Below are 18,057 nucleotides of genomic sequence, written 5' to 3' on the forward strand. Positions count from 1 at the left end.
GCAGCCTTCTCGATACACGAAACGTATGGATCTCTCGATTGCGGCGATCCTCGCTCAAGACGGCATCACGACCGGCGCCATTTACGCATTGCTGTCGCTGGCGCTCGTGCTGGTGTTTTCCGTCACGCGGGTGATCTTCATTCCCCAGGGCGAGTTCGTCGCCTACGGCGCGCTGACGCTGGCCGCGTTGCAGGCGCAAAAATTCCCCGCCACCTGCTGGCTGCTGTTCGTGATGGGCATCGCGTGCTTCCTGCTCGAAGTCGGCGGCCTGATCCGGCATCGCGAGCGCCGCCGCCAGCTCGGCCGCACGCTGGCGACGCTCGGCAGCCGCTACGTGCTGCTGCCGCTCGCGGTGTTCGCGCTGACCCGCAGCTTCGCCGCGCAGCCGCTGCCGATGCTGGCGCAGATCGCGCTGACGCTCGCGATCGTCGTGCCGATGGGGCCGTTCGTCTACCGGCTCGTGTACCAGCCGATCGCCGAGGGCACGACGCTGCTGCTGCTGATCGTCTCGGTCGCCGTGCACTTCGCGATGGTCGGCCTCGGGCTCGTGATGTTCGGCGCCGAAGGGTCGCGCACCAACGCGTTCTCGGATGCATCGCTGTCGATCGGCAGCCTCGCGGTGTCCGCGCAGAGCATCGTGGTGGTCGTCACGGCGCTGGTGCTGATCGCTGCGCTCTATGTGTACTTCGGCCGCACGATCGCCGGCAAGGCGCTGCGCGCGACGTCGGTGAACCGGCTCGGCGCGCGGCTCGTCGGCATCGGCACGACGGAAGCAGGGCGGCTCGCGTTCACGCTGGCGGCGGCGCTCGGCGTGCTGTCCGGGATCCTGGTCGGCCCGTTGACGACGATCTACTACGACTCCGGTTTCCTGATCGGGCTGAAGGGCTTCGTCGGCGCGATCATCGGCGGGCTCGTCAGCTATCCGCTCGCGGCGGCCGGTTCGCTGCTGGTCGGCGTGCTCGAATCGTATTCGTCGTTCTGGGCGAGTTCGTACAAGGAGGTGATCGTGTTCACGCTGATCATTCCGGTGCTGCTGTGGCGCAGCTTCGCGACGCCGCACGCGGAAGAGGACGAGGAGTGACGCGATGAAGACGACGATGGTGCGCAACAAGACCTTCTGGCTGTTTCTCGTGGTGCTGTTCGCGCTGCCGGTGCTGCCCGGCGCGCTGCAGGTGCCCGAGTACTGGATCACGCTGCTGAACTACATCGGCCTGTACGCGATCGTCGCAATCGGGCTCGTGCTGCTGACCGGCGTCGGCGGGATGACGAGCTTCGGGCAGGCGGCGTTCGTCGGCATCGGCGCGTATGCGACGGCGTTCCTGACGACCCAATACGGCGTGTCGCCATGGCTCGCGCTGATCGTCGGCGTCGTGCTGACGGCGCTCGTCGCGCTGGTGCTCGGTGCGGTCACGATGCGGCTGTCCGGGCACTTCCTGCCGCTCGGCACGATCGCGTGGGGCCTCGCGCTGTTCTATCTGTTCGGCAACCTCGAGATGCTCGGCAAGTACGACGGGATCAACGGGATTCCGGCGCTGAGCCTGTTCGGCGTCGCGCTCGACACCGGCCGCAGCCTGTATTTCCTGATCTGGGCCGTCGTGCTGGCCGCGATCGTGTCGGTGCAGAACCTGCTGAACAGCCGGCCCGGCCGCGCGATCCGCGCGCTGCGCGGCGGCGGCGTGATGGCCGAGGCGATGGGCGTGAACACCGCGTGGATGCGCGTCGTGATCTTCGTCTATGCGGCCGTGCTGGCGGCGGTGTCGGGCTTCCTGTACGCGCACCTGCAGCGCGCGGTGAACCCGACCCCGTTCGGCCTGAACCACGGGATCGAATTCCTGTTCATGGCGGTGGTGGGCGGCGTGTCGCATGTGTGGGGCGCGGTGCTCGGCGCAGCGATCCTGACCGTGCTGCAGGACTATCTGCAGACGCTGCTGCCGAAGCTGCTCGGCTCCGAAGGCAACTTCGAGATCATCGTGTTCGGCGTGCTGATGGTACTGCTGCTGCAGTACGCGCGGCAGGGCGTCTGGCCGTTCGTCGCGAAGCTGTTTCCGCGCGGGCCCGGCGCGCATGTGCCCGAGCACGCGGATCCGCTGCCGCAGCGCGAGCGGCCCGCGGCCGGCGAGCCGCTGCTGGTCGTCGACAAGGCTCGCAAGCAGTTCGGCGGCCTGGTGGCCGTCAACGACGTCAGCTTCGATGTGAAAGCGGGGCAGATCATCGGGCTGATCGGCCCGAACGGCGCGGGCAAGTCGACCACCTTCAACCTCGTGACGGGCGTGCTGCAGCCGACGGCCGGCGCGATTACGTTCCGTGGCGAGCGGATCGACGGGCTGACGTCGCGCCAGATCGTGCGGCGCGGGATCGGCCGCACGTTCCAGCACGTGAAGCTGCTGCCGGGGATGACGGTGCTCGAGAACGTCGCGATTGGCGCGCACCTGCGCGGCCATACCGGCGTGTGGCGCAGCGTCGCGCGGCTCAACGCGCATGAGGAGGCGCAGTTGCTGGCGGAAGCCGCGCGCCAGATCCGCCGTGTCGGCCTCGAGCAGCATATGTACGACGAAGCGGGCAGCCTTGCGCTCGGCCAGCAGCGGATCCTCGAAATCGCCCGCGCGCTGTGCTGCGACCCGACGCTGCTGCTGCTCGACGAGCCGGCGGCAGGGCTGCGCTACAAGGAAAAACAGCAGCTTGCGGACCTGCTGCGACGGCTGAAATCGGAAGGGATGAGCGTGTTGCTCGTGGAACACGACATGGATTTCGTGATGAACCTCACCGACCGGCTGGTGGTGATGGAATTCGGCACGCGGATCGCCGAAGGGCTGCCGCAGGACGTGCAGCAGGATCCGGCGGTGCTTGAAGCGTATCTGGGCGGGGTGGAGTGATGGCGGACACGACGATGCCGATTCTCGAAGTGCGCGGGCTGGCGGTTCGCTACGGGAAGGTCGAGGCGCTGCACGGCGCGGCAATCAAGGTTGGCGCGGGCCAGATCGTCAGCGTGATCGGCCCGAACGGCGCCGGCAAGTCGACATTGCTGAACGCGATCATGGGCGCGCTGCCGGTCACCGGGCATGCGTCCGGCGCGGTCGTGTACCGCGGCGACGACGTCGGCGCTTTGCCGATCGAGCAGCGCGTCGCGCGCGGGATGTGCCTGGTGCCGGAGAAGCGCGAGCTGTTCAGCACGATGACGGTCGAGGATAACCTCGTGCTGGGCGCGTATCGCCGCAAGCAGGCCGGGGAGGCGAACTTCCTCGATCAGCTCGATCACGTGTTCGCGCTGTTTCCGCGCTTGATGGAGCGACGCAAGCAGGCGGCCGGTACGTTGTCGGGCGGCGAGCGGCAGATGCTGGCGGTCGGGCGCGCGCTGATGGGCAAGCCCGACCTGCTGATGCTCGACGAACCCAGCCTCGGGCTCGCGCCGCTGATCGTGAAGGAGATCTTTCATATCATCAGCGCGCTGCGCGGCACGGGTGTCGCGACGCTGTTGATCGAACAGAATGCCCGCGCTGCGTTGCAGATCTCGGATTACGGTTATGTGCTGGAGACCGGCGAGTTTGCGCTGGAGGGCCCGGCTGCCGAACTTGCACAGAATCCTCGCGTGATCGAAACCTACCTCGGGTTGGCGAAGAAGCCGGCTTGAGCGAACGATTCGGCGGGAAACGGACGGCGTGTTTCACGTGAAACACGCCGTTTTTGTTTGGCGTAAATGCGTGGAACAGGGATGCGCGGTTATTCCGGTGGTCGAGACGAGTGGATAAGTGCGGAAGGAATAGTCGGAATTGCTGTGAAAAAGCGCCGACCGGGAGCGTGCGCTGTCACCGCCCGGCCTTGATGTTGGCGGAACATGGATTGTGCCGGTGGATAAGTCTCCGGCGATCAATCGAAAGTTCTGTGAGAAGGGGATCGGATGCATGCTCCCAACATCTTTGCCCACCCGGTCCACAGGCTTGCTTGTCCGGCCCGCTGCGCCGAGCACAGCGGGCCGACGATCTGTCGGCGCCGGTCCCACAGTTTCTCGGCCGGGATGGCGCGAATTCACACAGATTCGCCGGTCGGTCGAGGGAATCGTCGAAATGAACGGACCCTACCATTCGGACGGCCTTCGGGCGAAAAGCGAACCCGCTATAATTCGCCCCATACATTTCTCAGATAGGTTCGTGCGCAGACCTGCGTACGGAATCCACCATGCTTTATCCCACAGAATTTGACGTCATCGTCGTCGGCGGCGGTCATGCCGGCACGGAAGCCGCGTTGGCGTCCGCCCGAATGGGCGCGAAGACGCTGCTGCTGACCCATAACATCGAAACGCTTGGGCAGATGAGCTGCAATCCGTCGATCGGCGGTATCGGCAAAGGCCATCTGGTCAAGGAAGTCGACGCGCTGGGCGGTGCGATGGCCGCTGCGACGGACGAGGGCGGTATTCAGTTCCGGATCCTCAATTCGTCGAAGGGGCCGGCCGTGCGTGCCACACGCGCGCAGGCCGACCGCATCCTGTACAAGGCCGCGATCCGCCGCCGGCTCGAGAATCAGCCGAATTTGTGGCTGTTCCAGCAGGCCGTCGACGACCTGATGGTCGAAGGCGACCGCGTGGTCGGTGCCGTCACGCAGATCGGCATTCGCTTCCGCGCGCGTGCGGTAGTGCTGACGGCCGGCACGTTCCTCGACGGCAAGATTCATGTCGGCCTGAACAACTATACGGGCGGTCGTGCGGGCGATCCGGCGGCCGTGTCGCTGTCGGCGCGCCTGAAGGAACTGAAGCTGCCGCAGGGCCGCCTGAAGACCGGGACACCGCCGCGTATCGACGGCCGCACGATCGATTTCTCGAAGCTGGAAGAGCAGCCCGGCGATCTCGATCCGATCCCGGTGTTCTCGTTCCTGGGCCGTGCCGAACAGCATCCGCAGCAGCTGCCGTGCTGGGTCACGCATACGAACGAGCGCACGCACGACATCATTCGCGGCGGCCTCGACCGTTCGCCTATGTATACAGGCGTGATCGAGGGCGTCGGCCCGCGCTACTGCCCGTCGATCGAGGACAAGATTCACCGGTTCGCGTCGAAGGAATCGCACCAGATATTCCTCGAGCCGGAAGGGCTGACGACCAACGAGTTCTACCCGAACGGCATCTCGACGAGCCTGCCGTTCGACGTGCAGCTCGAGCTCGTGCATTCGATGCGCGGCCTCGAGAACGCCCATATCCTGCGCCCCGGCTATGCGATCGAGTACGACTATTTCGATCCGCGCGCGTTGAAGGCGTCGCTCGAGACGAAGGCGATCAACGGGCTGTTCTTTGCGGGCCAGATCAACGGCACGACCGGTTACGAAGAAGCAGCGGCACAGGGCCTGCTGGCTGGGCTGAACGCCGGCCGCTATGTGCAGGAAAAGGATGCATGGTGCCCGCGCCGTGATCAGGCCTATCTCGGCGTGCTGGTCGACGATCTCGTGACGCGTGGTGTCGCAGAGCCGTACCGGATGTTCACGAGCCGGGCCGAGTACCGGCTGAGCCTGCGCGAAGACAATGCGGACATGCGTCTGACCGAGATCGGCCGTGAACTGGGGCTCGTCGATGACGTGCGCTGGGATGCGTTCTGCCGCAAGCGCGATGCTGTTTCACGTGAAACAGAACGCCTGAAGACGACCTGGGTGACGCCGAAGACGCTGCCGGCGGAAGAAGCGACCGCCTTGCTCGGCAAGGCGATCGATCACGAATACAGCCTCGCCGAGCTGCTTCGCCGTCCGGGCATTACCTACGACGGCGTGTGCGGGCTGAAGGGCGGCGAATGCGGCCCGGCTGAACCGCTGGCCGACGATCCGGTGCTGCTTGCGCAGATCAAGGAGCAGGTCGAGATCGGCATCAAATATCAGGGCTACATCGAGCGTCAGGCAACCGAGATCGAGCGCAACGATGCGAACGAGAATACGCGTCTGCCGGACGGCATCGACTACCGCGAAGTGCGCGGCCTGTCGTTCGAGGTGAGCCAGAAGCTCAATCAGTTCCGGCCGGAAACGATCGGGCAGGCGTCGCGCATTTCGGGCGTCACGCCGGCGGCGATTTCGCTGCTGATGGTGCACCTGAAGCGGCGCGGCCTCGGCCGCCGCAACGGCGCCGCCGCATCGGCAACAGAGCAGGGGGACGATGTCGTCCCGACGCGCCAATGACGGCGCGTCGCGCGCCGGCGGTTAATCGGGACGTACTTGAACAGATGCTCGTCGAAGGCGCGGCCGCGCTCGACCTTGCACTGACGGATGCGCAACGCGACCAGCTGCTCGACTATGTGGCTTTGCTCGGCAAGTGGAACGCGGTCTACAACCTGACCGCGATCCGCGACCCGAAGCAGATGCTGATCCAGCACATCCTCGATTCGCTCTCCATCGTTCCGCACCTGCGCGGCCGCGCGTCGGCCCGCGTGCTCGACGTCGGCTCGGGCGGCGGATTGCCGGGCATCGTGCTGGCGATCGTCGAACCCGACTGGCAGATTACGTTGAACGACATCGTGCAAAAGAAGTCCGCGTTCCAGACGCAGACGCGTGCGGAGTTGAAGCTCGCCAATCTGTCGGTGGTCACCGGACGTGTCGAATCGCTGCAGCCGGGTGTCGAAGTGCCGGAAAAATTCGACATGATCGTATCGCGCGCTTTCGCTGACCTGTCCGACTTCGTTAAACTTGCTCGACATCTGGTCGCGCCGGGCGGATCGATCTGGGCAATGAAGGGCGTGCATCCGGACGACGAGATTGCACGACTGCCGGAAGGCAGCCACGTGAAGCAAACGATGCGGCTGACGGTTCCGATGCTCGATGCCGAACGGCATCTGATCGAAGTGACCGTCGACGAAGCGATTTGACGGCGCGCGCTGGCGCGCCGATTGTTTGAAGGTAAGAGGAACACACCAACGATGGCAAAGATCTTCTGCGTTGCGAACCAGAAGGGGGGCGTCGGCAAGACGACGACATCGGTCAATCTCGCCGCAAGCCTTGCAGCGCAGGAGCAACGAGTCCTGCTGATCGATCTCGACCCGCAGGGCAACGCGACGATGGGCAGCGGGATCGACAAGGCCGCATGCGAATCGACCGTGTACGAAGTGCTGGTCGACGGCGTGTCGGTTGCCGATGCGCGTATCCGGCCGGAGGCGGTCAAGTACGACGTGCTGCCCGCGAACCGCGAGCTGTCCGGTGCGGAGATCGAGCTGATCGGCATCGACAACCGCGAGCGTCAGTTGAAGGCCGCGCTCGACCGCGTCGCCGACGACTACGATTTCGTGCTGATCGACTGCCCGCCGACGCTGTCGTTGCTGACGCTGAACGGACTGTGCGCGGCGCATGGCGTCGTGATTCCGATGCAGTGCGAGTATTTCGCGCTGGAAGGGCTGTCCGATCTGGTCAACACGATCAAGCAGGTTCACGCGAACATGAACCGCGACCTGAAGATCATCGGCTTGCTGCGCGTGATGTTCGATCCGCGCATCACGCTGCAGCAGCAGGTCTCCGATCAACTGAAAGCGCACTTCGGCGACAAGGTGTTCGACGCGGTGATTCCGCGGAACGTGCGGCTGGCGGAAGCGCCGAGCTACGGGCTGCCGGGCGTCGTGTTCGATCGCAGCTCGCGCGGTGCGCAGGCCTATCTCCAGTTCGGTGCAGAGATGATCGAGCGCGTCCGCGCGTTCGAGGCATCGTGAGCCGGACATGAGCGAAGCGAGGAAGAAAGACATGAACGCCGTACCAAAGAAGAAGGGCTTGGGACGTGGCCTCGAAGCGCTGCTCGGCGGCAGCGCCGACATCACCGAAGCGGTGAAGATCGAAGGGGCGCCGAACACGCTCGCGCTCGGCAAGCTGCAGGCCGGCAAGTACCAGCCGCGCACGCGGATGGACGAAGGTAGCCTGCAGGAGCTGGCGGCCAGCATTCGCGCACAGGGCGTGATGCAGCCGATCCTGGTGCGGCCCATTTCATCAGACAAATACGAGATCATCGCGGGCGAGCGGCGTTTCCGCGCGGCGCGTCTCGCCGGGCTCGACGAGGTGCCGGTACTGGTGAAGGATGTATCCGATCAGGCCGCTGCCGCGATGGCGCTGATCGAGAACATCCAGCGCGAGGATTTGAATCCGCTGGAAGAGGCGCACGGCATCCAGCGCCTGCTCGACGAGTTCGGTTTCACGCACGAACAGGCGGCCGAGTCGGTTGGCCGTTCGCGCAGCGCGGTGTCGAACCTGCTGCGCCTGCTGAACCTCGCCTCGCCGGTACAGACGATGCTGCTCGCGGGCGATCTCGACATGGGGCATGCGCGCGCGCTGCTCGCGGTCGATGCGGCGACGCAGATCACGCTCGCGCACCAGGTCGTCAACAAGCGCATGTCGGTGCGCGAGACCGAGAAACTCGTCGCGCAGACGACGAAGGAAGCGCCGGCCGTGAAGGCGCGCGCGAAGGACGACGGCGGGCGCGACACGCGTCGTCTCGAGGAGGAGTTGTCCGACCTGCTGGCGTCGACGGTGAAGATCAAGCTCGGCCGGCGCGGGCGAGGGCAGGTGATGATCGACTTCGGCAACCTCGATGCGCTCGAAGGCATTCTCGCGCGCCTGCGCGGCAACGTCGCAACCGAAGAATAACGAGGCGGCATCGATGGATGACACGGGCGCACCGGCGCCGCGCCGGTGGCTCGGATGGCTCGCGCAGGAGCCCGTGCTGTCGGTGCTGGTGCTGGGTCTGATCGCGCTGCAATGGATGCGTCCGCAACCATTCGGTGTACTGGCCGGTCGCGTCGACTGGCAGACGGTCGCGACGCTCGCGGGGCTGCTGATGCTGACCAAGGCGCTCGAGCTGTCCGGCTGCCTGATGTGGCTCGCACACCGCATCGTTCATCACGTGCATTCCGAGCGCGGCCTTGCGATGCTGCTGGTCGTATTCGCAGCCGCGCTGTCGATGTGGCTGACCAACGACGTCGCGCTGTTCGTCGTCGTGCCGCTGATGGTGTCGCTGCGCGCGCTGACGCCGCTGCCGTTTCGCCGGCTTGTGATCGTCGTCGCGCTGGCCGTCAATGCGGGGTCGGTCGCGACGCCGCTCGGCAATCCGCAGAATCTTTTCCTGTGGCAATTGAGCGGCGTGTCGTTCGGCCGCTTCGTCGTGACGCTCGGGCCGCTGGCCGCCGCGCTGATGGCGCTGCTGCTGGTGCTGACCGCGTGCATGTTTCGCGCGAAGCCGCTCGACCTGTCGGGCGACGTCGCGGCGCGGCCGGTGCAGCGCATGCACGCGCTGATCGCTGCGGTGATGTTCGCCGCATTCGTGCTGCTTGCCGACGCGCACCATCCGCTGCCGGGCCTGATCGCCGTCGCGATCGTGCTGCTCGTCGTCCAGCGTCAGGCAGTCCTGAAGATCGACTGGCTGCTGCTGCTGATTTTCGTGCTGATGTTCGTCGTGCTGCGCAGCGCGGCGGCGCTGCCGGTCGTGCACGACGCGATCGCGCGGGCGCAGCTCGATTCGCCGCTGCGCGTCTTCGCGGCGGGCGCCGTGCTGTCGCAGGGAATCAGCAACGTGCCGGCCGCGATCCTGTTGTCGGAGTTCACGCATGACTGGCGCGCACTGGCGTTCGGTGTGTCGGTCGGCGGCTTCGGCTTCGCGATCGGCTCGCTCGCGAACCTGATCGCGGTGCGCCTCGCGAAGGAGCCGCGCATGTGGCTGCCGTTTCATCTCCTATCGATCCCGTTCGCGCTGGCCAGTGCGGCGCTGGGAGCGTGGCTGCTGCACGGTTGAGCGGCGCGCACAGTTTCAAGAGGCGGTGCGGCGAGGGTGGTCGCACAGCATTCGCTGTGATCGGGTGTGGCGTGGGGGTGGCGTAATCCACAGTCGATCGCCTGTGGCGGCATTGCAACTATCGCGCGGATTATTCGATTCACGGTCGTTGTGCGGTGCGCGTCGATCGCGTGCGGCGGCGCACAGCGTTTCGCTTGCTTCCGGTGTCCGCCTGCGCGCCGTTTCAAGTCGCTGCTTCACGGCGACTTTCCTGTCCCGATCCCGTTGCGCCGAGGCTGCTCCAATCGGGCGTCGTTTCCGCCGCTATCCGATGCCGGCCGACTTTTCCCTGCAACAAATACCGGTGCGGAAAGTTGACCTTACAACTGTCATCGTACGTCGTCGATTCGCGCGTTTTTCACATGATGAGTGGTCGTTTTACGCTGGTTTTTGTCGCGTCTAAAGCCTTGAATCAGTTGCAACTATCGCTTACAATCGCCCGGATTTGTTAGCTAGGCACCCCTGAAAGCTTTCGGAAAGCTTGGGGCTGGTTTCAGGATTTTGCGGAATACTGCGATGGCGGGTCAGGCGCCGAACAACGGGCACGATGATCACCGCGCGCAACGCACCGCTTCAGCGGCCGGCGAGCGGCGCGAATCCGATGCCGACGACTGGGATGCCGAGCAGCAGGATAACAACATCGTTCCGCTCACGCGGGAGGAGGCCGAGAGGCTGTTCGGCCCGAACGTGAGCAAGCCGTCGCGCGTGACCCCCTCGAAGGTGGTGATCGTGCAGGTGGCCCTGTCCCTGGTTGCAACGCTGGCGTGGTGGCTGTTTTCGAAGTCGCCGGGCGCCGCTGCGCAATCCGCGTTTCTGGGCGGAGCGATCGGCTGGGTGCCCAGCGCGTTGTTCGTGGCACGACTGAAGGCCGGTGGCTCGGCCACCGTGATGAGCTGGGTGATGGGCGAAGCCCTGAAGCTCGGCCTGACGATCGGGATGTTTGCAGCAGTGGCGTTCGGCTGGGCCGGCGTGCACTGGGTGCCGCTCCTCGTCACGTACCTCGTCGTGCTGAAGACGTACTGGATCGCGCTGGCCTGGCGGTAAAAAACAGCAGCGTGCGGTTTCGACAACGAATCGCACCGGCCCGTTCCCGCAATAGCGTGTTGCGGAACAGGCAAAACGATTTTCGACAATTTGGGTGGCATTAACGATATGGCAGCTAGCGAAGGCACGCGCGGTCCGGATCCGTCCGAGTACATTGCGCACCACTTGCAGAATTTCTCCACCTCGCATCAGACGTCGATTTTCGACATCCACGTCTGGAATCTCGACACGCTGTTCTGGTCGATCGTCTGCGGCATCGTGACGATCGTCGTGCTGCGCCTGGCTGCCCGCAAGGCGACGCCGGGCGTGCCGGGCCGCTTCCAGTGCGCGATCGAGATGCTCGTCGAAATGGTCGAAGACCAGTCGAAGGCCATCGTCCACGGCAATCGCACCTTCATCGCCCCGCTCGCCCTCACGGTGTTCGTGTGGGTCGCGCTGATGAACTCCCTCGACTTCCTTCCCGTCGACCTGCCGGGCCGCATCATCGGCTGGCTCGGTCTGTCGGACGTGATCTCCCACCATCGCATCGTTCCGACGGCCGACCTGAACGGCACGCTCGGCATCGCGCTTGGCGTGTTCGTCCTGATGATCTACTACAGCATCAAGATCAAGGGCGCGGGCGGGTTTGTGCATGAGCTGCTGTCGGCGCCGTTCGGCGGCCACCCGCTGCTCTGGATCCCGAACCTCGCGCTGAACATCGTCGAATACGTCGCGAAAACCGTCTCGCTCGGCATGCGGCTGTTCGGCAACATGTACGCGGGTGAGCTGTTGTTCCTGTTGATCGCCCTGCTCGGCAGCATGTGGAGCTTCGGTGGCGATGCAACGTTCCTCGGCTTCGTTGGTCATGTGATCGCAGGCAGCGTCTGGGCAATCTTCCACATCCTGATTGTTCTGTTGCAGGCATTCATTTTCATGATGCTGACGCTGGTGTATCTCGGCCAGGCGCACGACAAGCATTAAGCACGGCGTGCAAACAAGAGTCTTCGTTTTAGTTTTTTAAATCTCAGTTCCAAGTCTTTTCTCAAAGGAGTGATCATGCAAGCTTACATCGCCAACATCCAGGGTCTGACCGCCATCGGTATCGGCATCATCATCGGCCTGGGTGCAATCGGCGCCTGTATCGGTATCGCGCTGATGGGTGGTAAGTACATCGAAGCCTGCGCACGTCAGCCGGAACTCATCAACCCGCTGCAAACGAAGATGTTCCTGCTGGCTGGCCTGATCGACGCGGCATTCCTGATCGGCGTGGGTGTTGCAATGCTGTTCGCGTTCGCGAACCCGCTCCTGTCGAAGCTCGCAGGCTAAGGTTCCTCGGAAATATGCGCCCGGTGTAACGCCGGCGCAGGGCGGAACGGAGACTTGGGGCGCTGATCGAATGCAACTCGATGAGCGCCTTACCGTTTCATTTTTCCGGAATAGCAGATAAGGAAACACCGTGAATCTCAACGCAACTCTGTTTGCGCAAATGGTCGTGTTCCTGGTCCTCGCGTGGTTCACGATGAAGTTCGTGTGGCCGCCGTTGATCAACGCCCTCGACGAACGTTCGAAGAAGATCGCCGACGGCCTGGCCGCCGCCGAAAAGGGCAAGTTGGAACTCGAAGCAGCGCACAAGCGCGTGGACCAGGAACTCGCGCAGGCCCGCAACGACGGCCAGCAGCGCATCGCCGACGCTGAAAAGCGTGCCCAGGCGGTCGCCGAGGAAATCAAGGCCAACGCCCAGGCTGAAGCCGCCCGCATCGTCGCCCAGGCGAAGGCGGAAGCAGAACAGCAAATCGTGAAGGCGCGCGAAGCGCTGCGTGGTGAAGTCGCCGCGCTGGCCGTGAAGGGCGCCGAGCAGATCCTGAAGCGCGAAGTCGATCAAACGGCCCACGCCCAACTGCTGAATCAACTGAAAGCCGAGCTCTGATCATGGCCGAACTTGCAACCATCGCCCGCCCTTACGCAGAAGCGCTGTTCCGCGTGGCCGAGGGAGGTGACATCGCCGCCTGGTCCACGCTCGTGCAAGAGCTGGCCCAGGTTGCGCGTCTGCCGGAAGTGCTGTCCATCGCGTCGAATCCGAAGGTGACGCGCGCGCAAGTGGCCGAGCTGCTGCTTGCCGCGGTGAAGTCGCCGCTCGCGACCGGTGCGGAAGCGAAGAACTTCGTGCAGATGCTGGTCGACAATCATCGCATCGCGCTGCTGCCGGAAATCGCCGAGCAGTTCGAGGCGCTCAAGAACGAACGCGAAGGTGCAGCCGACGCCGAGATCGTGAGCGCGTTCCCGCTGAACGGCGCGGATCTCGACACGCTTGTCGCGAGCCTCGAACGCAAGTTCAAGCGCAAGCTGAAACCGACGGTCGAAGTCGATTCGTCGCTGATCGGCGGCGTGCGCGTGACGGTCGGCGACGAAGTGCTCGACACCTCGGTTCGTGCGCGCCTCGCATCGATGCAGGCTGCGTTGACCGCCTGAGCGCCACGCCGGCACGCAACAGAATTGACTATCAGGAGCGAATAATGCAACTCAATCCCTCTGAGATCAGCGAGCTGATCAAGAGCCGGATCCAGGGCCTTGAAGCGAGCGCAGACGTTCGCAACCAGGGCACCGTGATCTCCGTGACCGACGGTATCGTGCGCATCCACGGCCTGTCCGACGTGATGCAGGGCGAAATGCTCGAGTTTCCGGGCAACACGTTCGGCCTCGCGCTGAACCTCGAGCGCGACTCGGTCGGCGCGGTGATTCTCGGCGAATACGAACACATCTCGGAAGGCGACATCGTCAAGACGACGGGCCGCATTCTGGAAGTCCCGGTCGGTCCGGAACTCGTCGGCCGCGTGGTCGACGCGCTCGGCAACCCGATCGACGGCAAGGGCCCGGTCAACGCGAAGCTGACCGACGCGATCGAAAAGATCGCCCCGGGCGTGATCTGGCGCAAGTCGGTGTCGCAGCCGGTGCAGACGGGCATCAAGTCGATCGACGCGATGGTGCCGATCGGCCGCGGCCAGCGTGAGCTGATCATCGGCGACCGTCAGTGCGGCAAGACCGCGGTGGCGCTCGACGCGATCATCAACCAGAAGGGCAAGGACCTGATCTGTATCTACGTCGCGATCGGCCAGAAGGCTTCGTCGATCATGAACGTGGTGCGCAAGCTCGAAGAAACGGGCGCGATGGAGTACACCATCGTCGTCGCCGCTTCGGCATCGGATTCCGCCGCGATGCAGTACCTCGCGCCGTACGCGGGCTGCACGATGGGCGAGTACTTCCGCGATCGCGGCCAGGACGCGCTGATCATCTATGACGACTTGACCAAGCAGGCATGGGCATACCGTCAGATCTCGCTGCTGCTGCGCCGCCCGCCGGGCCGTGAAGCGTACCCGGGCGACGTGTTCTATCTGCACTCGCGTCTGCTCGAGCGCGCGGCTCGCGTGTCGGAAGAGTATGTCGAGAAGTTCACGAACGGCGAAGTGAAGGGCAAGAGCGGCTCGCTGACGGCCCTGCCGGTCATCGAAACGCAGGCTGGCGACGTGACCGCGTTCGTTCCGACGAACGTGATCTCGATTACCGACGGCCAGATCTTCCTGGAAACCGACCTGTTCAACGCAGGCATCCGCCCGGCAATCAACGCCGGCGTGTCGGTGTCGCGCGTCGGTGGCGCCGCGCAGACGAAGGTCGTGAAGAAGCTGTCGGGCGGTATCCGTACCGACCTCGCACAGTACCGTGAACTCGCCGCATTCGCGCAGTTCGCATCGGACCTCGACGAAGCGACCCGCAAGCAGCTCGAGCGCGGCCGCCGCGTGACGGAACTGCTGAAGCAGCCGCAGTACCAGCCGCTGCAGGTGTGGGAGCTGGCCGTGTCGCTGTACGCCGCGAACAACGGCTACCTCGACGATCTCGACGTGAAGCAGGTGCTGTCGTTCGAGAAGGGCCTGCGCGAAAACCTGAAGACCAGCCACGCTGACCTCATCAAGCGCATCGAAGACACCAAGGATCTCTCGAAGGACGACGAAGGCGCGCTGCGCGCGGCGATCGAATCCTTCAAGAAGTCGGGTGCCTATTGATCCGCGAGTGACACACTGAGGCCGCGCGGGTGATGCGCCCGCGCCGCTTCGGTGAGCGGTGCATGAGCCCCGAGTAAAGCGCTGAAGCGCTAACTCGGGGCGCAAAGGAGCAAGCTATGGCTGGAATGAAGGAAATTCGCGGCAAGATCAAGAGCGTGCAGAACACGCGCAAGATCACGAAGGCGATGGAGATGGTGGCCGCATCGAAGATGCGCCGCGCGCAGGAACGCATGCGCGCCGCTCGTCCGTACGCGGACAAGGTCCGTGCCATCGCCGCGCACATGAGCCGCGCGAACCCGGAGTACCGCCACCCGTTCATGGTGGCAAACGACGGCGCGAAGACGGCCGGCATCATCCTCGTCACGACGGACAAGGGTCTGTGCGGCGGTCTGAACACCAACGTGCTGCGTGCGACGGTGCAGAAGTTCAAGGAGCTGGAAGAGAAGGGCCAGAAGGTCGAAGCCACCGCGATCGGCGGCAAGGGCCTCGGGTTCCTGAACCGTTTCGGCGCGAAGGTGATGTCGCAGGTCGTGCACCTCGGCGACACCCCGCATCTCGACAAGCTGATCGGCGCCGTGAAGACGCAGCTCGATCTGTACTCGGAAGGCAAGCTGTCGGCGGTCTATCTCGCGTACACGCGCTTCATCAACACGATGAAGCAGGAAGCGGTGATCGAGCAGCTGCTGCCGCTGTCGTCGGAGCACTTCGAGGCCGACGACGGTACGCCGGCCACGTCGTGGGACTACATCTACGAGCCGGACGCGCAGGCAGTCGTCGACGAACTGCTCGTGCGTTACGTCGAGGCGCTGGTGTACCAGGCCGTCGCGGAGAACATGGCGTCCGAGCAATCGGCGCGCATGGTCGCGATGAAGGCCGCGTCCGACAACGCGAAGACGGTGATCAGCGAACTGCAGCTCGTGTACAACAAGAGCCGTCAGGCCGCGATCACGAAGGAACTGTCGGAGATCGTCGGCGGCGCAGCCGCTGTTTAAGCGCGCGTCCGGGACGACAACTGCGCCTTTGCGCGAGTAAAGAATCAGGTATTTAAAGGAAAAGCGATGAGTACTGCTGCTTTGGTAGAAGGCAAGATCGTACAGTGCATCGGCGCCGTTATCGACGTGGAATTCCCGCGCGAAAGCATGCCGAAGATCTACGACGCGCTCATTCTCGATGGCTCGGAACTGACGCTCGAAGTCCAGCAGCAGCTGGGCGACGGCGTGGTCCGTACCATCTGTCTGGGTGCATCCGACGGCCTGCGCCGCGGCCTGACCGTGAAGAACACGGGCAACCCGATCTCGGTGCCGGTCGGCAAGCCGACCCTCGGCCGGATCATGGACGTGCTCGGCCGTCCGATCGACGAAGCGGGCCCGATCGAAAGCGAAACGAAGCGTTCGATCCACCAGAAGGCGCCGGCGTTCGACGAACTGTCGCCGTCGACCGAGCTGCTCGAAACGGGCATCAAGGTCATCGACCTGATCTGCCCGTTCGCAAAGGGCGGCAAGGTCGGTCTGTTCGGCGGTGCAGGCGTGGGCAAGACCGTCAACATGATGGAGCTCATCAACAACATCGCGAAGGAGCACGGCGGTTACTCCGTGTTCGCGGGCGTGGGCGAGCGTACCCGTGAAGGGAACGACTTCTACCACGAAATGAAGGACTCGAACGTTCTCGACAAGGTCGCGCTGGTGTACGGCCAGATGAACGAGCCGCCGGGCAACCGTCTGCGCGTCGCGCTGACCGGCCTGACGATGGCCGAGTTCTTCCGCGACGAAGGCCTCGACGTGCTGTTCTTCGTCGACAACATCTACCGTTTCACGCTGGCCGGTACCGAAGTGTCGGCACTGCTCGGCCGTATGCCGTCGGCCGTGGGCTATCAGCCGACGCTGGCTGAAGAAATGGGCAAGCTGCAGGAACGCATCACGTCGACCAAGAAGGGCTCGATTACGTCGGTTCAGGCCGTGTACGTCCCTGCGGATGACTTGACCGACCCGTCGCCGGCAACCACCTTCGGCCACCTCGACGCAACCGTCGTGCTGTCGCGTGACATCGCTTCGCTGGGTATCTACCCGGCGGTCGACCCGCTCGACTCGACGTCGCGCCAGATCGACCCGAACGTGATCGGTGAAGAGCACTACTCGATCACCCGCCGCGTTCAGCAGACGCTGCAGCGCTACAAGGAACTGCGCGACATCATCGCGATTCTGGGCATGGACGAACTGTCGCCGGAAGACAAGCTGTCGGTCGCCCGTGCGCGTAAGATCCAGCGTTTCCTGTCGCAGCCGTTCCACGTCGCTGAAGTGTTCACGGGCTCGCCGGGCAAGTACGTGCCGCTGAAGGAAACGATCCGCGGCTTCAAGATGATCGTCGACGGCGAGTGCGACCACCTGCCGGAACAGGCGTTCTACATGGTCGGCACGATCGACGAAGCCTTCGAGAAGGCCAAGAAGATCCAGTAAGGGTTCGAGTGAGTAGCACGCCGGCGCGTGCCGGCTGGGGAATAAGTCACCAGTGACTTATCCCCCGGCCGCTCGCGCCGCAGCAACACGCTCAACCCGCCGTGCATGGGATCGGAGTACGCGCCAAAGCGCATACTCCGATCGACAGGAGTCGATATGGCAACCATCAAAGTAGACGTCGTCAGCGCGGAAGAGCAGATCTTCTCGGGCGAGGCGAAATTCGTCGCGCTGCCGGGCGAAACGGGTGAGCTGGGTATTCTGCCGGGTCACACGCCGCTGATCACGCGGATTCGTCCGGGTGCGGTGCGCATCGAAGTCGAGGGCGGCAACGACGAATTCGTGTTCGTCGCGGGCGGCATTCTCGAAGTGCAGCCGGGCGCCGTGACGGTGCTCGCCGACACCGCGATCCGCGGCAAGGACCTCGACTCGGCGAAGGCCGAGGAAGCGCGCAAGCGCGCCGAGGAGACGCTGCAGAACGCGAAGTCGGACATCGACCTCGCGAAGGCGCAATCCGAGCTCGCGACCGCGATGGCGCAGCTCGAGGCGATCCAGCGTCTGGCGAAGATTCGCAGCCGGCACTGAGCCGCGTCGCGCATCCCGCGAAAGAAAGCAGCCCTCGGGCTGCTTTTTTTTCGTCTGCGGTTTGCCGCCGCGCGACGCATCGTTCCGTCCGGTCGTGCTATTTCATCCGCGCGCCGCGATTTGCTGTCAGAGTATCGTCAGCGGAGCGCGGCATCATCCGCGATGAGGCCGCGCCGCGCGA

The 18,057-nt window shown here is 64.3% G+C and carries 17 protein-coding genes; all 17 read left to right on the top strand.

Going from position 1 to position 18,057, the window contains the following annotated elements:
- The first annotated feature begins 25 nt into the window (after window positions 1-25).
- Window positions 26-1,081 carry a branched-chain amino acid ABC transporter permease gene (locus BST28156_RS22490; protein ID WP_040128657.1) on the top strand — a complete coding sequence of 352 codons (1,056 nt, stop codon included), beginning with the start codon at window positions 26-28 and terminating at the stop codon, window positions 1,079-1,081.
- A 4-nt stretch (window positions 1,082-1,085) separates the two neighbouring features.
- On the top strand, window positions 1,086-2,873 hold the full coding sequence (locus tag BST28156_RS22495) for a branched-chain amino acid ABC transporter ATP-binding protein/permease (RefSeq protein ID WP_174903398.1): 1,788 nt from the start codon (window positions 1,086-1,088) through the stop codon (window positions 2,871-2,873).
- A complete protein-coding gene (locus BST28156_RS22500; protein ID WP_174903399.1) occupies window positions 2,873-3,628 on the top strand; it encodes an ABC transporter ATP-binding protein in 756 nt (251 codons plus the stop codon). Before BST28156_RS22495 ends, BST28156_RS22500 begins: the two co-directional genes overlap by 1 nt.
- 545 nt (window positions 3,629-4,173) lie before the next feature.
- Window positions 4,174-6,144: a tRNA uridine-5-carboxymethylaminomethyl(34) synthesis enzyme MnmG gene (gene mnmG, locus BST28156_RS22505; RefSeq protein ID WP_174903400.1), complete on the top strand. Its 1,971-nt coding sequence runs from the start codon at window positions 4,174-4,176 to the stop codon at window positions 6,142-6,144.
- Window positions 6,141-6,827 (top strand): 16S rRNA (guanine(527)-N(7))-methyltransferase RsmG, encoded by a 687-nt coding sequence (rsmG, locus tag BST28156_RS22510; RefSeq protein WP_174903401.1) that lies wholly within the window; start codon window positions 6,141-6,143, stop codon window positions 6,825-6,827. Before mnmG ends, rsmG begins: the two co-directional genes overlap by 4 nt.
- A gap of 51 nt (window positions 6,828-6,878) precedes the next feature.
- The gene (locus BST28156_RS22515; protein WP_060240254.1) at window positions 6,879-7,658 is read left to right on the top strand and encodes a ParA family protein; all 780 of its coding nucleotides are present in this window, start codon (window positions 6,879-6,881) and stop codon (window positions 7,656-7,658) included.
- A 31-nt stretch (window positions 7,659-7,689) separates the two neighbouring features.
- Window positions 7,690-8,583, top strand: a complete 894-nt coding sequence (locus BST28156_RS22520; protein ID WP_009690285.1) for a ParB/RepB/Spo0J family partition protein — start codon at window positions 7,690-7,692, stop codon at window positions 8,581-8,583.
- A 13-nt stretch (window positions 8,584-8,596) separates the two neighbouring features.
- Window positions 8,597-9,724, top strand: coding sequence for an SLC13 family permease (locus BST28156_RS22525; protein ID WP_174903402.1), 1,128 nt, complete (start codon window positions 8,597-8,599; stop codon window positions 9,722-9,724).
- A gap of 555 nt (window positions 9,725-10,279) precedes the next feature.
- Window positions 10,280-10,807, top strand: coding sequence for an ATP synthase subunit I (locus BST28156_RS22530; protein ID WP_060240257.1), 528 nt, complete (start codon window positions 10,280-10,282; stop codon window positions 10,805-10,807).
- 108 nt (window positions 10,808-10,915) lie between these two features.
- Complete coding sequence (atpB, locus tag BST28156_RS22535; protein ID WP_060240259.1) at window positions 10,916-11,767, top strand: F0F1 ATP synthase subunit A; 852 nt, start codon at window positions 10,916-10,918, stop codon at window positions 11,765-11,767.
- A gap of 75 nt (window positions 11,768-11,842) precedes the next feature.
- On the top strand, window positions 11,843-12,112 hold the full coding sequence (gene atpE, locus BST28156_RS22540; protein WP_006482730.1) for a F0F1 ATP synthase subunit C: 270 nt from the start codon (window positions 11,843-11,845) through the stop codon (window positions 12,110-12,112).
- 130 nt (window positions 12,113-12,242) lie between these two features.
- Complete coding sequence (locus tag BST28156_RS22545) at window positions 12,243-12,713, top strand: F0F1 ATP synthase subunit B (RefSeq protein WP_060240262.1); 471 nt, start codon at window positions 12,243-12,245, stop codon at window positions 12,711-12,713.
- A gap of 2 nt (window positions 12,714-12,715) precedes the next feature.
- Window positions 12,716-13,255, top strand: coding sequence for a F0F1 ATP synthase subunit delta (locus BST28156_RS22550; protein ID WP_009690281.1), 540 nt, complete (start codon window positions 12,716-12,718; stop codon window positions 13,253-13,255).
- A gap of 44 nt (window positions 13,256-13,299) precedes the next feature.
- Window positions 13,300-14,841, top strand: coding sequence for a F0F1 ATP synthase subunit alpha (gene atpA, locus BST28156_RS22555; protein ID WP_060240264.1), 1,542 nt, complete (start codon window positions 13,300-13,302; stop codon window positions 14,839-14,841).
- Window positions 14,842-14,957: 116 nt separating this feature from the next.
- On the top strand, window positions 14,958-15,833 hold the full coding sequence (atpG, locus tag BST28156_RS22560) for a F0F1 ATP synthase subunit gamma (protein ID WP_060240267.1): 876 nt from the start codon (window positions 14,958-14,960) through the stop codon (window positions 15,831-15,833).
- 66 nt (window positions 15,834-15,899) lie between these two features.
- A complete protein-coding gene (gene atpD / locus BST28156_RS22565; RefSeq protein ID WP_006762966.1) occupies window positions 15,900-17,294 on the top strand; it encodes a F0F1 ATP synthase subunit beta in 1,395 nt (464 codons plus the stop codon).
- A 156-nt stretch (window positions 17,295-17,450) separates the two neighbouring features.
- The gene (locus tag BST28156_RS22570; protein ID WP_040128667.1) at window positions 17,451-17,876 is read left to right on the top strand and encodes a F0F1 ATP synthase subunit epsilon; all 426 of its coding nucleotides are present in this window, start codon (window positions 17,451-17,453) and stop codon (window positions 17,874-17,876) included.
- The last annotated feature ends 181 nt before the right edge of the window (window positions 17,877-18,057 follow it).

This window comes from Burkholderia pseudomultivorans, from assembly GCF_902499075.1.
Classification (GTDB): Bacteria; Pseudomonadota; Gammaproteobacteria; order Burkholderiales; family Burkholderiaceae; genus Burkholderia; species Burkholderia pseudomultivorans.